This is a genomic window from Beijerinckia sp. L45 (genome assembly GCF_009765775.1).
Lineage (GTDB): Bacteria > Pseudomonadota > Alphaproteobacteria > Rhizobiales > Beijerinckiaceae > RH-AL1.
On record NZ_LMUU01000040.1, the window covers coordinates 5,441 to 21,263 of the forward strand.

The 15,823-nt window shown below is 65.5% G+C and carries 8 protein-coding genes and 1 pseudogene; 5 read left to right on the forward strand and 4 right to left on the reverse strand.

From position 1 onward, the window contains the following. Nucleotides 1-31: 31 nt before the first annotated feature. Nucleotides 32-1,477: a short-chain fatty acyl-CoA regulator family protein gene (locus tag GSQ79_RS04010; RefSeq protein WP_158807450.1), complete on the reverse strand. Its 1,446-nt coding sequence runs from the start codon at nucleotides 1,475-1,477 to the stop codon at nucleotides 32-34. Nucleotides 1,478-1,648: 171 nt separating this feature from the next. Here GSQ79_RS04010 and GSQ79_RS04015 point away from each other — a divergent pair, with 171 nt between their 5' ends. Continuing rightward, nucleotides 1,649-3,292, forward strand: coding sequence for an isocitrate lyase (locus GSQ79_RS04015; protein ID WP_158807451.1), 1,644 nt, complete (start codon nucleotides 1,649-1,651; stop codon nucleotides 3,290-3,292). 354 nt (nucleotides 3,293-3,646) lie between these two features. On the opposite strand, the gene GSQ79_RS04020 is transcribed toward GSQ79_RS04015, so the two are convergent. Then, nucleotides 3,647-4,348 (reverse strand): DUF6338 family protein, encoded by a 702-nt coding sequence (locus tag GSQ79_RS04020; RefSeq protein ID WP_158807452.1) that lies wholly within the window; start codon nucleotides 4,346-4,348, stop codon nucleotides 3,647-3,649. A gap of 239 nt (nucleotides 4,349-4,587) precedes the next feature. Here GSQ79_RS04020 and GSQ79_RS04025 point away from each other — a divergent pair, with 239 nt between their 5' ends. Both GSQ79_RS04025 and GSQ79_RS04030 read left to right on the forward strand, forming a co-directional pair. Further along, on the forward strand, nucleotides 4,588-5,883 hold the full coding sequence (locus GSQ79_RS04025) for an adenylosuccinate synthase (RefSeq protein WP_158807453.1): 1,296 nt from the start codon (nucleotides 4,588-4,590) through the stop codon (nucleotides 5,881-5,883). A gap of 73 nt (nucleotides 5,884-5,956) precedes the next feature. Then, nucleotides 5,957-7,393: a hypothetical protein gene (locus GSQ79_RS04030; RefSeq protein WP_158807454.1), complete on the forward strand. Its 1,437-nt coding sequence runs from the start codon at nucleotides 5,957-5,959 to the stop codon at nucleotides 7,391-7,393. A 6-nt stretch (nucleotides 7,394-7,399) separates the two neighbouring features. Here GSQ79_RS04030 and GSQ79_RS04035 read toward each other — a convergent pair whose 3' ends face one another. Continuing rightward, nucleotides 7,400-8,182, reverse strand: coding sequence for a CPBP family intramembrane glutamic endopeptidase (locus GSQ79_RS04035; protein ID WP_158807455.1), 783 nt, complete (start codon nucleotides 8,180-8,182; stop codon nucleotides 7,400-7,402). Between the two features lie 33 nt (nucleotides 8,183-8,215). Next, complete coding sequence (locus GSQ79_RS04040) at nucleotides 8,216-10,579, reverse strand: ATP-dependent helicase (RefSeq protein ID WP_158807456.1); 2,364 nt, start codon at nucleotides 10,577-10,579, stop codon at nucleotides 8,216-8,218. A gap of 186 nt (nucleotides 10,580-10,765) precedes the next feature. Here GSQ79_RS04040 and GSQ79_RS04045 point away from each other — a divergent pair, with 186 nt between their 5' ends. Together GSQ79_RS04045 and GSQ79_RS28895 are read left to right on the forward strand one after the other, a co-directional pair. Next, complete coding sequence (locus GSQ79_RS04045) at nucleotides 10,766-14,494, forward strand: AsmA family protein (RefSeq protein WP_158807457.1); 3,729 nt, start codon at nucleotides 10,766-10,768, stop codon at nucleotides 14,492-14,494. Between the two features lie 128 nt (nucleotides 14,495-14,622). Then, nucleotides 14,623-15,823 (forward strand): annotated as a pseudogene (locus GSQ79_RS28895) (hypothetical protein); the annotation flags it as partial.

Consider the following 15,823-nt stretch of genomic DNA (forward strand, 5'->3'; position numbering starts at 1 on the left):
AAGCCCGGCCATGACGCTGAGAGATTGACGTTCAAGGCTCATTGAACGCGAACGGCGAGATGCCCCGCGTCGTCTCGTCGACCCGCAGCGGGCGCAGCACCGGCGGGGCGGCGCGCTGCGGGCAGTTCGGACGCTCGCACAGCCGGCAGCTGATGCCGATCGGCATGACGTCCGGAGTCGCCAGGTCGAGGCGGCGGGCGTAGACGAGGCGGTTGGCGTATTTGATCTCGCAGCCGAGAGCCACCGCGAAGCGCGGCGAGATGGTGCCGTGCGGGGTGATCGAGCGGCGCACGGTCCGCGCGATCGAAAACCACTGCGAGCCCTCCTGCAGCTCCACGATCTGCGTCAGAATCTTGCCGGGCTCGGCGAAGGTGGCGTGCAGGTTCCACAGCCCGCAGGTGCCGCCGGCATGGGAAAACGGGAAGCGTCCGGCAGAAAACCGTTTCGAGACGTTGCCGGCGATATCGACGCGCACCAGAAAGAACGGCACCCCGCGAGCGGTCGCTCGTCCCAGCGTCGTCATGCGATGCGCCACCTGCTCGAAGCTGGCGCCGAAGCGGGCCGCCAGCACCTCGACATCGTAGCCGGTCGCCTCCGCCGCTTCGTGGAAGCGGGCATAGGGCATCATCACCGCACCGGCGAAATAGTTGGCGAAGGTGACGCGCAGCAGCCGGCGCGCGACGTCGTCCTTCGCCTCCAGCTGACCGGCGAGCGCGTTGAGCAGCGCGCCGTGCTCGCTGACGGCGAGCTGGTAGGCCACCTGAAACACCCGGCCGGGCTGGTCCATCACCTCCGAAATCATCAACTGGCGGCGATGGAGGTCGTACCAGCGCAGCCGGTCGCTCATCACGTCGACCGGCAGCACGCGTACCCGGATGCCGTGGCGGCTGCGGAGCCGCTCGGCCATGGTAAAGAATGGGTCGGGGCCTTCCAACGTCAGGTCTGACGCAAATTTTTCCGCTGCGTCGTCTAGCGCGGGAAAGTGGTTGCGCGCCTCCTGCAAGATGGTGCGCACACGTTCGACCGGGCTGTCGCCGAGCTGGGTTTCGGTGCGGTCGGGGTCGGCTTTGACCAGCACCTGCGCTTCCGTGGTCTCGCGCGCGGCGGCGTAGGCGCGATACAGCCGCTGCATCGCGACGAGCAGGGCAGGGGCGTATTCCGCGGCGTCGTGCAATTCGGCGCGGCCGACACCCGATTCGCGGAACAACGGGTCGGCGAGGATGTGCTCCATGTCCTCGACCGCGATCTCGGTCCGATCCTCCATGAAGTCGCGCGGATCGACGCCGTAGATATCGGCCAGCCGGATCAGCACGGGCACCGTGATCGGCCGCTGGTTGCGCTCCATCAGGTTGAGGTAGCTCGGCGACACCGCGAGCTCCTCCGCCATGCGGGCCTGGGTGAGGTTGCGCTCGCGCCGCAGCCGCTTCAGCCGTGGTCCGGCGAAGATCTTTCGTGCAGGGTTGATGACATCTGTCATGTAAATATAGTTACCGATTTACAGAGACTGTCTGTCAACTTTACACAGGGTGACCCGATTATGCCAAGAGGAATCTTGTATTTGCACGGTGGATGAGGATCTTAGGGCCATCGATCGCGCCGCCCTATTGTCGGCGTTTGTTAAGAAATGTGAACACAGCGGGAGAACGACGTGGCGTATCAGGACCATATTTCGCAGTTGGAACAGCTGATCAAGGCCAAGGACGGCACCTGGGCCAGCATCAATCCTGAATCCGTTGCGCGCATGCGGCTGCAGAACCGCTTCCAGACCGGTCTCGACATCGCCCGCTACACCGCCGCGATCATCCGCAAGGACATGGCTGCCTACGATCAGGATTCCAGCAAGTACACGCAGTCGCTCGGCGTCTGGCACGGCTTCATCGGCCAGCAGAAGATGATCTCGATCAAGAAGCATTTCGGCACGACGGATCGCAGCTACATCTACCTCTCCGGCTGGATGGTCGCGGCGCTGCGCTCCGACTTCGGGCCGCTGCCCGATCAGTCGATGCACGAGAAGACATCCGTCCCCGCGCTGATCGAAGAGATCTACACCTTCCTGCGTCAGGCCGATCAGCGCGAGCTCGGCGGCCTGTTCCGCGACATCGACGCGGCCCGCAAGGCCGGTGACGCCGCGAAGGAGCAGCAGCTGCTTGCGGCCGTCGAGAATTTCCAGACGCACGTCGTGCCGATCATCGCCGACATCGACGCCGGCTTCGGCAATGCCGAGGCGACCTACCTGCTCGCCAAGAAGATGATCGAGGCGGGCGCCGGCGCCCTGCAGATCGAAAACCAGGTCTCCGACGAGAAGCAGTGCGGCCATCAGGACGGCAAGGTGACCGTCCCGCACGAAGACTTCCTTGCGAAGATCCGAGCCTGCCGTTACGCCTTCCTCGAGCTCGGCGTCGAAGACGGCATCATCGTCACCCGCACCGACTCGCTCGGCGCCGGTCTCACCAAGCAGATCGCCGTCAGCAATCAGCCCGGCGACCTCGGCGACCAGTACAATTCCTTCCTCGACGTCGAGGAGATCACGCCCGAGACCGCGCGCAACGGCGACGTCATCATCAACCGCAACGGCAAGCTGGTGCGGCCGAAGCGCCTGCCGAGCAACCTTTACCAGTTCCGCGCCGGAACGGGCGTCGACCGCTGCGTTCTCGACAGCATCACCTCGCTGCAGAACGGCGCCGACCTGCTGTGGATCGAGACGGAAAAGCCCCACATCGGCCAAGTCGCCGTCATGGTCGACCGCATCCGTGAAGTCGTGCCGAACGCCAAGCTCGTCTACAACAACTCGCCCTCGTTCAACTGGACGCTGAACTTCCGCCAGCAGGTCTACGACGCGTGGGTCGAAGAGGGCCGCGACGTGAAGGCCTACGACCGCAAGGCGCTGATGAGCGCGTCCTACGACACGACCGAACTCGCCCGCGAGGCCGACGAGAAGATCCGCACGTTCCAGGCGGACGCGGCGAAGCGGGCAGGGGTGTTCCACCACCTCATCACGCTGCCGACCTACCACACGGCGGCGCTGTCGACCGACAACCTCACACGGGACTACTTCGGCCCGGCCGGCATGCTCGGCTACGTGCTCAACGTGCAGCGCAAGGAAATCCGCGAAGGCATCGCCTGCGTCCGCCACCAGAACATGGCCGGCTCCGACATCGGCGACGACCACAAGGAATATTTTGCCGGCGAAGCGGCGCTGAAGGCGAGCGGCGCGGACAACACGATGAACCAGTTCTCTGGCGTCGAGGACGCCGCGCACAAGCCGACGATCAGCGCCGTCGCCGCCGAGTAACCTATCGATGGCGGCCAATCGGCCGCCATCCCTATGATCGGACGGAGATGGCGCGTTAGACGCCAGGGGTCACGGCGGCTTGCCGCCGATCACCCGACCGGACGATACGGGAGGAGAGGCGCCCGAAAACCTTTCCATCCGAAAGGCGCTTGCGTAGATCCCCTACGCACGTGGCCCCGGTGCAGCGATGCGCCGGGGTTTTTCCGTTCGATTTATCGAGGCTTTTGCGCTGAAGGCCGGATAATTGGCGCCGGAGGGGCAGGACGCACTTGGATCTGGGATGGTGCGGCGTTCTTGCCTCCTTTGGTAGAGGTGCCTTCAGTCAGAGGGCGAATGCTGCCACGACCGCGCTGCTCAACGAACGACTGATCCGGTGCCATCGGCCTTGTGTTCATCAGCGTTCTCCATGTCTGCTCCCGCAATATATGGGAACTCGATTGTCATCTTGTCCATCGCTCTTGCAAGATAGATACGCGGCGTCCGGTAGGCGGCGGAGCCGTCGAGGCTTGTTACCACGACATCGCGCAGAACGATCTCTCGTGCTTGCCCGGTTTCGGAAAATAGCTCGACCCATCCCGAATAGGTCAGTTCGTTTTCGAAATCACGAAAGTGAATATATTCAACTTCAGCGCGACGAGAATTAAAGGTGAAATCCCAGACATCCTCGTCGCCGTAGCGCTTCGTGGCCCGCATGAATTGCATGAAACGGACTGGAAGCTTGTGGTTCGTGATGTAGAGCCACAGGAACGAGCAAACCAGCGCAACCCCAGAAGCAAGGATGATTTCGTTCACAACCGCTTTGTCGAGCGTATAGGAATCCTTTTGAAAGGATGCCATCTTGAACGTGATATATTGTTGGTAACTGGCAGGAGCGAAATCCTTTGCCAGCGCGAGGAGCAGGACCAGAATTACGTAGGAAGTAAGCCCGAAACAAAACGCTCGTCGAAGGATATCGAATTGCGATGTCGGACGATTGATACCGAACCGATTGTCGATCCGCTCCCAAATTATTCCGGGAATGAAGATGATAACGATCTCAAGGAACAGAATATCCATCAAGAGCCTGCTGCGAATAGAGCGTGGCTTTATAAACCGCAGCCGGTGGGTTCTGTCTAGGAATCACGCCATGTCCGGCCACAACCTAGAGATCGCCGAGGCGCAGGACGGCTAGCTTTACTCCGGCCGCCCAATTGTATACGCCTCGCCTGCAAATGGCTCCTGCGCTTGCGCGGGGGCCTTTTTCGTTTCGGGCGCGCTCTGTCCAGGGCTCGTCCGCCTGAAGGTGATTGAGATCGATGGCAAACGTGGTGGTGGTCGGCGCCCAGTGGGGCGACGAGGGCAAGGGCAAGATCGTCGACTGGCTGTCGAACGAGGCCGACGTCGTGGTGCGGTTTCAGGGCGGCCACAACGCCGGCCATACGCTGGTCATCGACGGCAAGGTGTTCAAGCTGGCCCTTCTCCCCTCCGGCATCGTGCGGCCCGGCAAGCTGTCGGTGATCGGCAATGGCGTCGTGGTCGACCCGCATCACCTGATCGAGGAGATCGCCAAGATCGAGAAGCAGGGCGTCGTCGTCACGCCCGAGACCTTGCTGATCGCCGAGAACGTCACCCTGATCCTGTCGCTGCATCGCGAGCTCGATGCGCATCGCGAATCGACCATGGCGGTCGGCGTGCAGATCGGCACTACCAAGCGCGGCATCGGCCCGGCCTACGAGGACAAGGTCGGCCGCCGCGCCATCCGCCTGTCCGACCTCGCCGAGCCGGATACACTGGATGAGAAGATCGCTCGCCTGCTCGCCCATCACGAGCCGCTGCGTCGTGGCCTCGGCCTCGAACCGGTGACGGCGCAATCGATCCGCGACGACCTGCTGGCTGTCGCCCCCCAAATCCTGCCGTTCATGGGTTCGACGTGGGACAAGCTCGAGACGCTGCGCCGCGACGGCAAACGCATTCTCTTCGAAGGTGCGCAGGGCGCGCTGCTCGACGTCGACCACGGGACGTATCCCTTCGTCACCTCGTCGAACACGGTGTCCGGCCAGGCCTCGACCGGTTCCGGCCTCGGCCCGCGGGCGATCGGCTACGTGCTCGGCATCGCGAAGGCCTACACCACCCGCGTCGGCGGCGGCCCGTTCCCGACCGAACTGCATGACGAGATCGGCCAGCGCATCGGCGACCGCGGCCACGAATACGGCGTCAACACCGGTCGCCGCCGCCGTTGCGGCTGGTTCGACGCGGTGCTGGTGCGCCAGACGGTGAAGACGTCCGGCATCGACGGCATCGCCCTGACCAAGCTCGACATCCTCGACGGGTTCGAGACGATTAACGTCTGCACCGGCTACAAGCTCGACGGCCAGCTGATCCACCGCTTTCCCGCCAGCCAGGCGGCACAGGCGCGGGTCGAGCCGGTGTACGAGGTCATCGAGGGGTGGCAGGGCACGACCGCCAACGCGCGCTCATGGGCTGATCTGCCCGCGCAGGCGATCAAGTATGTCAGGCGCATCGAGGAGCTGATCGAGGCGCCGGTGGCCCTCTTGTCGACCAGTCCCGAGCGCGACGACACGATACTTGTGCACAATCCCTTCCGGGATTGACCGGAGCCCCGGCAATCGCGGCTAGACCGTGGTGGCGGATTGACGCCAAAGACAAGGGATGCTCTGAAACCGCATGGCTGAATACTATCCGCTCCTGGCGAAAGCTGTCGCGAGCTTGCCGAATTCGACTCCGGATTCGCGCAAGGTCGTCTATGAGCGTGCGCGCAAAGCGCTGATCGGCCAGTTGCGCACGCTGCATCCGCCGGTTCCCGACGAAGACATCGAACGCGAATCCGTGGCGCTCGATGGCGCCATCGAGCGCCTCGAGACCGAGCTCGCGAGCGTCGTGGCTCCGGCCGAGATGCCGCTGCCCGAACCGGAATCCGTAGCGCCAGCGCCCGAAGTGCCGGCGCCCAAGCCAGAGCCGAGCCGCTTTCCGGCCTCCGGCGGCGCGCTCGGCCCCGCGCCGAGCAAACCGTTCCCCACGTTGCGGACCAAGACGCCGACGAAACCGCCTGTTGTGAACCCAACGGTTGTGGAGGCCGTGTCGAACGACAAGCCGGCTGTCGACGCTCCCGGCCCGGAACCCGTGGTCGCACCGGTCGCCGAGACTGCGCCCGTGTCGTCGGAAATCGCCGCATCGGCCGTACCGCCGATCGACGACGCGCCGGACAAGACGTTGCGAATCAAGCCGCGGTCCGAGCAGAAGCAGCGCCCCATCGCACCGCAGCCGCCCGAACCCAAGCGCGCGAAGCGGCCTTTATGGATTATCCCCGCGGGCGTCGGTGCCGTCGTGCTCATTGTGGCCTTCGCCGCCTTCAAGTTGCGCGATCGGCCCGAGGCCCTGCACACCAAGACCGCCGAGCAGCAGTCGCCGGCCGACGCCGGTAAGAGCGTGGAGCGCGTCGGCGGTCAGCCGTCGTCGGACGACAGCCGGCCGCAGCGGACCGCAGATCAAGCCGCGGCGGCCTCGGGGCAGGCGGCATCGCAGCAGCCATCGACGCCGCCGGCCAATCCCGCGGCGCCCGTCGCCGGGCGCGCGGCGATGCTCGTGGAAGCGCCGGAAGAGCAGAACAAGGTCAAGACCTACCTCGGCACGGTGGTGTGGCGGCTTGATAACGTGAGCGACGGTCAGAACCAGACGGTCGGCCTCGCCGTGCGGGCGGACATCGATCTGCCGGACGACAAGATGAAGGCCTCGGTGATCTTCCAGAAGAACACCGATGCGTCACTGCCCGCGTCGCATACGCTGAAGATCCGCTTTATCCTTCAGCCCGGCAGCCCCTCGGGCAACGTCAAGGACATCAACGTTCCGCAGATGCGCCGCGAGGATAGCGGCAACGGCGATCCGCTGGATGGCGTCCCCGTGCCGATCGTCGAGAACTCGTTCCTCATCGGCCTGACGCCCGGAAATTCGGAGACCGCCAACCTTGATCTGCTGAAGTCGCGGGAATGGATCGATATCCCGATCCGCCTGTCGAGCGGCAAGATCGCCAAGCTGACATTCGAAAAGACCGACGTTGGTCAGCGCGATCTCCAGGAGGCGATCACCGCCTGGGCGAAGCCTTAAGACGTCTCATCGTCCGAAACATAGCATCACCAGCGCAATCCCATTGTACATCGCGTGGAAGCTCATCGACGCCTTCAGGCTGCCGGCGCGCTCGCGGATGAAGCCGAGCGCCATGCCGACGGGAAACACCACCAGCGCGTAGAGATGCGTCGACTCCCAATGCGCCAGGGCGAACAGGATCGACGAGAGGACGAGGCTCGGCCAGATCGACAGTTTGGCGCGTAGGCCGGTGTAGAGCCAGCCGCGAAACATCAACTCTTCCGTCAGCGGCGCCGCGATGACGGCGACGACGAAGAACAGGGCGACAGACCAGGCGCCGGTGGGAAGCGTCACCCATTCCTGCGACGCCGGATAGAAATAGGCGAGCGCCTCGTTGGCGACGAGGCTGTAGACGAAGGTGCCGACGACAATTGCCCAGAACAGCCGGGAACGATGGCGCGCTTCCCAGGGATGCCAGGCGATGAGATCGCGCCAGCGCGCGCCGCCGCGAAAGCGGGCGAAGGTGACGACCATCAGCGCGATCGCGAGATAGATGAGGATCGACAGGCAAAGCGCAACGAATTCGCCGGCATGCGGGTCGCCCTTCATCGCCTGGAAGAGGCCGGACGCGCGCACGACCGCCGCGTGCCATCCGACCAGCGCCACCTCGACGCCGAACGCCGTGCCAGAGACGAGTGCGGACACCGTCATGCCGAGACCGACGATGGCCATCAGGCTGATCGGCAGCCCGACCCACCCATAGGGTTTCGCGCGCGCAAAATCGTCGGCCCGGATGTCGAGGTCAGTCATCGCGTGTCCCGGCAAAAGAGCGGCGCAAGGCCTTCAGGTCGCACTCAAAAAGCTGTCCAGCACCATCTTGCGGCCGGCCTTGTCGAAGTCGACGGTGAGCTTATTGCCGTCCACCGAGGCGACGACGCCGTTGCCGAACTTTTGGTGGAACACCCGGATGCCCTTGGCAAACGCCGAGCCGACGCTCGACTTGGCGACGAGGTCGCCTTCGATCTGCAACGGCCCGCGCCGCGCCGATTGCTGACCAAAGCCGCCGGCGTTGCCGCTCGGCTGGCTCTCGTTGCGACGCTGCGCTCGCTGCCATCCCGGTGTGGAATAGGTCGAGGTATAGCTGTCCATGTTGGCGAAACGCGATTGCGCGTAGCCGCCATAGGCGTTGCCGTTGGCGGCTTCCGTGACTTCGACGTGCTTCTCCGGCAGTTCGTCGAGGAAGCGCGAGGGGATTGTCGTCTGCCACAGACCGTGGATGCGACGGTTGGTGGCGAAGTAGATCTTGGCGCGGCGCTTGGCGCGGGTGATGCCGACATAGGCCAGGCGGCGCTCCTCTTCGAGCCCGGCGCGGCCGGATTCGTCGAGCGAGCGCTGGTGCGGAAACAGGCCTTCCTCCCAGCCGGGCAGGAACACCGTCTCGAACTCCAGGCCCTTCGCGGCATGCAGGGTCATGATCGAGACGCGCTCGCCGGTGCCCTTGTCGGCAGCTTCCATGACAAGCGAGATGTGTTCCAAAAAGCCAGTCAGATCAGGGAATTCCTCCATCGAGCGCACAAGCTCCTTGAGGTTTTCCAGGCGCCCTGCCGCTTCCGCCGTCCGGTCCTTCTGCCACATCGCGGTATAGCCCGACTCGTCCAGAATCATCTCGGCGAGCTGGCCCTGCGGCTTGCTGTCGATCAGGCTCGACCAGCGCGCGAAGTCCGCGACGAGCGCCCGCAAGGTCTGGCGCTGCTTGGGCTTCAGCTCTTCGGTCTCGACCATCACCCGCGCCGCCTGGATCAGCGGGATGCGCTCGCGGCGGGCGTATTCATGCAAAAGCTGCAGCGTGGCATCGCCGAGGCCGCGCTTGGGATTGTTGAAGATGCGCTCGAAGGCGAGATCGTCGGCCGGCTGCGCGACGCAGCGGAGGTACGCCAACGCGTCCCTGATTTCCGCGCGCTCGTAAAACCGCGGGCCGCCGATCACGCGATAGGGCAGGCCGAGGGTGATGAAGCGCTCCTCGAACTCGCGCATCTGGAACGACGCGCGCACCAGGATCGCCACCTCGTCGAGCGTATGCCCCTGGCGCTGCAGCTGCTCGATCGACTCGCCGACGGTTCGGGCTTCCTCTTCGGAATCCCAGATCCCGGTGACGGTGGTCTTTTCGCCGTCCTCGCCGTCGGTGAACAGCGTCTTGCCGAGCCGACCTTCGTTACGCGCGATGAGATGCGCGGCGGTGGCGAGGATATGCCCGGTCGAGCGGTAGTTCTGCTCCAGGCGGATTACCTTGGCGCCAGGAAAATCCTTCTCGAAGCGCAGGATGTTGTCGACCTCGGCGCCACGCCAGCCGTAGATCGACTGGTCGTCGTCGCCGACGCAGCACACGTTGTGGCGCCCCTGCGCCAGCAGCTTCAGCCAGAGGTACTGGACGGTGTTGGTGTCCTGATACTCGTCGACCAGCATGAAGCGGAAGCGCTCCTGGTAGGTCTTGAGGATGTCGGGATGTTCGCGGAACAGCCGCACGCATTCGAGCAGAAGGTCGCCGAAATCCGTCGCGTTGAGGGTTTTGAGCCGCTCCTGGTAGGCGCGGTAGAGCTCGATGCCCTTGCCGTTGGCGAAGGAACTGCCTTCACCCGCCGGCACCTGGGGTGGCCCGAGGCCGCGGTTCTTCCAGGCGTCGATCTGATTGGCGAGCGCACGGGCCGGCCAGCGCTTGTCGTCGATGCCAGCTGCTTGGATCACCTGCTTCATCAGCCGGATCTGGTCGTCGGTATCGAGAATGGTGAAGCCGGATTTCAGCCCGACCAATTCGGCATGGCGGCGCAGGATCTTGGTCGAGATCGCGTGGAACGTGCCGAGCCAGGGCATGCCCTCGGCGACCGGCCCCGCCAGCATGGCGACGCGCTCCTTCATTTCGCGCGCGGCCTTGTTGGTGAAGGTTACCGCGAGGATTTCGTGGGCCCGGGCGCGGCTCGAGGCCAGAATATGGGCGATGCGTGTCGTCAGCACGCGCGTCTTCCCGGTGCCGGCACCGGCCAGCACCAGGACCGGGCCGTCGATCGCCTCGACGCCCGCGCGCTGCTCGGGATTGAGCCCGTCGAGATAGCGGCTTTCGCCTTGGCGGGCTCTGGCGCGATCGGCGATGCCGCCGGCGCGCGGGGTCACCTCGTCGAGACCGGCGTCGTCGAGGGAGCTAGGCAGGGCCATGGCAGGCCTGGAACAAAGTGCGAATCATGAAACCAATGTGGGGCCGCCATGCCGCGATGTCGACCGTTGGAGACAGCGGCTCCAAACTTGAGGGCTTGCGCCTTTGATTCTGCATCCAGCTGATGCATTGAGAGAGGCCAATCTCGTCTGGCTGCCGACCCCCTCCTTCTGGGCCGAACCGAACCCGTGCGTGAAACCCTAACCGCGCTTGCGATCCTCCTGATCCTCCTGCTCACGGCGGCGCTCGCCGCGCCGTATTTCGTCGACTGGAATTCGCAGCGCGCCTTCGTCGAGGCGCGGCTTTCGCACGCGCTGGGCCAAAAGGTGACGGTCGGTGGTTCGATCGATCTGAAGCTGCTGCCGACGCCCTATCTCATCCTCGATCAGGCCGTGATCGGCGGCGACGACGGCCCGATCACCATGGGCATCCGCCATCTCGATCTCGAACTGTCCGTGACGCCCTTGCTGCATGGCGAGTTCGACGTCGTCGAGGCCCGGCTCGAGGAGCCGACGATCCGGGTGACCCTGCAGCACGATCGCACGCTGCCGCCGCTGCCCGATGCGCCCGCCTTCAAGGCCGATGTGCGGTTCGACCGCATCGCGGTGATCGACGGGACGCTCGCCATCGCCGATCCGCAGAGCGGGCGGACGTTTGCTTTGGAGCATCTGGATTTCGAGGCCGAAGCCGAGTCGCTGGCCGGTCCGTTCAAAGGCAATGGCGCCGCTGGTGCCTCCGACAGCCGGACGAAATTCCGCTTCGCGGCCTCGGCGGCCGACCATGGCAGGGCGCGGACCAAGCTGGTGGTGGAGGAGACATCGGCGCATGCCGGCGTCGATCTCGACGGCACGGTGACGCTGACCGACGTTTCCGGCGGCAGTATCCGGCAGAGCTTCGATGGCGCGGCGATCCTCTCCGGCCGTCTTTCCGGCCGGGAGGACCTGCCGCTGCCCTGGCGCCTGTCGGGCGCCGTGCATGCCGATCCCGCGCAGGCCAAGCTCGACAGCGGTGAGCTCCGTATTGGCGGCGAAGAGCACAGTCTCGTCCTGGCCGCGACCGGGGACGCCGATCTTGGCGACACGCCCGCGCTGCAGTTGAACCTCGTCGGCAAGCAGATTGACGTCGATCGGCTGTTTGCGCCGAGCGCTGCGACCGATGGCGACGCCGCAAAACCGCGGCTGCCGGACCTCGCCGGCCTTCGCCGCGCGCTGGTTCCGCCGTTGCCGACGACGGTGAATCTTTCCGTTGCGACGGCAACCTACGCCGGGCAAACGCTCAGCAATCTCGACGGGAGCTTTGCGCTCGCAACCGATCAGGCTTCGGCCCTTCGTTTTGCGGGCGACGGCCCGGGTAGGGTGCATCTTGCCGTCGACGGCAAGGCGGCGCCGGCGACCGGTCGCGCGTTCGAGGGCAAGGTCGCCCTGTCTGCCGGGGATCTGCCCGCTACACTTGCCTGGCTCTCCACCGTCGTGCCCGGTTTCACCAGGCCGGACCTCCCGGTCCGGGCGGTCGATGCCAGAGGCAACGTGACGGTCGGGGATGACGGGATCGATGTCGCCGCCCTAGCGCTCCGCCTCGATCGCTCGACGATGACAGGCGCGGTCCATTTCGCTGCGGCCAAGGGCAGCGAGCCGGCCGCGCTCAAGGCGGATCTCCGCGCCGATGCACTCGATCTCGACGCGCTCCCGGACCTGAGCGCGCTTCGGACGCAATCGGCCGCGACCGACCTCGACCTGAAGCTGGATGCGCGCGGCCTCAAGGTGGCGCGCGTCGGCGACAGCGCGCTCGACGCCGGGCGCCTCCGGGTCGCGTTGACCAAGACCGGCGGCCATTTTGCGCTCGGCACCTTCCGCATCGAAGGTCTCGGCGGCGCGACGATCGACGCGACTGCGACGCTCGATCCGCGCGGTGGCCGCCTGGATGCCACGTTGGACGCGGATCGCCTGGGCGATGCCGCCGCTCTGTTTCACCGCGTGGCGCCGAGCGCGTGGAGCGATGCCCTGGTCGCCCGCGCCGCCGCGCTGACGCCGGCCAAGCTCACGATCTCGGCGGCCTTGAAGCCGATCGATGCGCCTTCGGGTCCATTGCCGCGGGCGATGACCGTCGTGGGTCTCCTCGGCGCCACCAAGCTCGACGCCACGCTCTATCCCGACCCATCCAACGACAAGACGATCATTGCGACCGGTTCGGCCAGCGCGCCGGAAGGCAGCGTGCTGTTGCGCCAACTCGGCATCCCGGCGCTGCCGCTGAACACGCTCGGCGCGAGCCGTATCGCGCTTGACGCCAAGGGACCGCTCGACGGCGCGCTGACAACGACGGTTCACGCCGCGTTCGGCGCGACGACGCTCGATCTTGCCGGCCAGCTAAGCCTGGCCAGCGCTCCGAGCGGCTCGGGCACCGCGAAGCTGGCGAGCCGAGACATCTCGACGCTGCTGCAATCCACGGCCGTCGCTTTCCCCGATCTCACCGGACGCATTCCCGTCGATCTCGGCGCCGGCGTCGCCTGGACGCCGGCCGGCCTCTCCTTCGCCGACCTGAAAGGCCAGATCGACGGGGTCGCGACCAGTGGGTCGCTGATGTGGCATAGCGCCGCCAAGGCCGAACCGGCGCTCACCGGGGCGCTCGCCTTCGACCGCCTGTCGCTGGCGACCTTGCTCGGTCTGTCGCTCGGCCCCGCGCAGCAGCCCGCGGCGGGCGCGCTGTGGTCGGCGACCGCCTTCGGCTCCGGCCTCATCGATCCCCCCAAGAGCGCGGTCGATCTCACGGCGAAGGCTTTCGATTTCGGGCAAGGGTTGAGCGGCAGTGATGCAGCCGTCACGGTCAGCGTTTCCCAGGGGCTCGTCGCGCTGAAAGGTCTGACGGCGGGGCTCAACGGCGGCCGCGTCGGCGGCGATCTCACCCTGCGCCGCGACGGCGTCGCCGCCGCCGTGGAAGGCAAGCTCGCCCTCACCGACGTCGCGCTCGATCTTCCCAGCGCGACCGGCCGGTTCAGCGGCCATGCCGATGTCGCCGGCAGCGGCCGCTCGCCGCTGGCGCTGATCGCCAGCCTTGCCGGCACCGGTGACGCGACGATCGCGGATCTTCGCGTGCCGCGCGCGGATCCGGCGGCGTTGTCCAAGATCTTCGACGATGTCGAAGGCGACCGCCTCAGCGTCGACGAGGATTCGATCGTCCGCGCTCTGGACGATGCCGCGGCGGCTGCCCTCGACGCGGGATCCCGGCCTTTCACGCTCAGCCTCGCGTCCGGCATTCTGCACCTCGATCCGAAGCCGGATGCCGCGTCGAAGGGGCCGGTGTCGAGCACCGTTTCGGCGTCCGTCGATCTGCGCAAGCCTGCCATCGACGAGCGGGTCGCCCAGACGCTGCAGGCGCTGCCGAAAAGCTGGACGGGCGCACCGCCGCAGATCGTCATTCTCTACGCCGGGCCGCTGAAAAGTCCCGCTCGAACCACGGACATCAGCGTCTTCATCAATGCCCTTGCGACACGGGCCTTGGCCCGCGAAAGCGCGCGAATCGAAGCCTACGAATTCGACGTTCACGAACGCGCCTTTTTCAACGCGCGGCTGCAATCCGACCGGCGCCGCGAGCAGGAGCGCCTGCAAGCGGAGGAGCAAGCGCGCCAAGCCGTCGAAGCGGCGCGCAAGGCGGAAGCCGAGCGCCGTGCCAGGGAAGCGGCGGCCAAGGTGGAGAAGGCGCGCAAAGCCGAGGAGGCCGCGCGAGCCGTCGAGGAGCAGCGCGCGGCACAGGAGGAGGCTGCCCACAACCGCGCGATTGCGGAGCAGCAGGCGCGCGATCGCGCGGCCCAGCGGCGGCAGGATCAGGAGCAGCGCGCCGCGCCGGCCCCGAGCAGCCTCGATCAGCCAGCCTACCAGTCGCCGGGCAATCCGACCGATCCCAGCGCGGCCGGGCGCTACTGATAGCCTTGCGATATTGGACTATGCCTCTACTACTACGGTATTTCATTCCTTTGTATAAATTGCTTAACTTGTAATATCGGCCGATAAATCACGTGATCACCCTTGATATTGTCAAAGCAGGTGTCGCGATGGACGTTCTTGCCAATCAAACGAATTTTCAGAGTCTCTCGTTCAAAGATCTTCTCGAGGCTCGAGACCAGTATCACTGGCACCTCATGAACAAGGCGAACGTGATCGGCACGGCGGTCGGTCTCTATCTGATCCGCAACGACGATCCCTGGCCCAGCGACCACGCCTCCGTCCGGACGTTGAACAGCACCCGGCGGAAGAAGACACCGCGCACCTTCGATAATTCCGAGGTCAGGCCTTACTCCTGGCCGTGTATCCTGGTGCTCGTCGACAAATGGGCGGATGCCTCGCACTTCGGCGGCGAGGGCCCCGACCCGAGTTCCATGGTGCCCCGGACGCTGTTCCTTCCGGACGGGCGGGCAGCACCCGTCTGCGTGGTCGTGGTGAAAGAGGGCGTGCCGCAATCGAGCGCCCCCGTCGATACGCGCTGGCCGCGCAGTTATCTCGGCGGCGGCTGCCCGCTCATCGTCGATGTCCAAGGCGCCGAACGGATCGCCAGCGTGGGCTGCCTCGTCAGCGACGGGCACAAGACCTACGCGTTGACGAACCGACATGTTTGCGGCGACACCGGCTCCATCGTCCGGGCCAAGGTTCGCGGCAACATCGTCCCGGTCGGGCGAAGCGCGCCGAAGCAGCTCACCAAGGAGCCCTTGTCCGACGTCTATCCGGCGTTCCCGGCGCGGCGGACGTTCCTGACGCTCGACGTCGGGCTTGTCGACGTCGACACCGTCGACGACTGGACGAGCCAGCCGTTCGGGCTCGGCCATACCGTCGGCGATGTCGCCGATCTCAATGAATTGAACCTCGGGCTGCAACTCATCGATCAGCCCGTTTGCGCTTTCGGTGCGGCCTCCGGAAAATTGGAGGGCACCGTCAAGGCGCTCTTTTATCGGCACAAGTCCCAGGCGGGATACGACTACGTTTCCGAATTCCTCATCGCGCCGACGCATGGCGCGTCGCAAACGGCGCCCGGCGATTCCGGAACGATTTGGCATCTGGTCACGCACCAAATCCCCGACCAGCCGCATTCGCCGATCGTCCTCAGGCCTCTGGCGGTGGAGTGGGGCGGCCAGACCTTGCTCGGTCGCGGTAAGGCGCGCCTGAACTTTGCCCTGGCGACGGGTCTGAGCACCGTGTGCCAGCTGCTCGAAGTCGATCTCGTTACCGATCATAATACCGGGCCGCATGCCTACGGGGGAC

Coding starts and splice junctions, on each gene's coding strand:
- GSQ79_RS04010 (WP_158807450.1), bottom strand. CDS start 1,477: ATGACAGATGTCATCAACCCTGCACGAAAGATCTTCGCCGGACCACGG.
- GSQ79_RS04020 (WP_158807452.1), bottom strand. CDS start 4,348: ATGGATATTCTGTTCCTTGAGATCGTTATCATCTTCATTCCCGGAATA.
- GSQ79_RS04025 (WP_158807453.1), top strand. CDS start 4,588: ATGGCAAACGTGGTGGTGGTCGGCGCCCAGTGGGGCGACGAGGGCAAG.
- GSQ79_RS04030 (WP_158807454.1), top strand. CDS start 5,957: ATGGCTGAATACTATCCGCTCCTGGCGAAAGCTGTCGCGAGCTTGCCG.
- GSQ79_RS04035 (WP_158807455.1), bottom strand. CDS start 8,182: ATGACTGACCTCGACATCCGGGCCGACGATTTTGCGCGCGCGAAACCC.
- GSQ79_RS04040 (WP_158807456.1), bottom strand. CDS start 10,579: ATGGCCCTGCCTAGCTCCCTCGACGACGCCGGTCTCGACGAGGTGACC.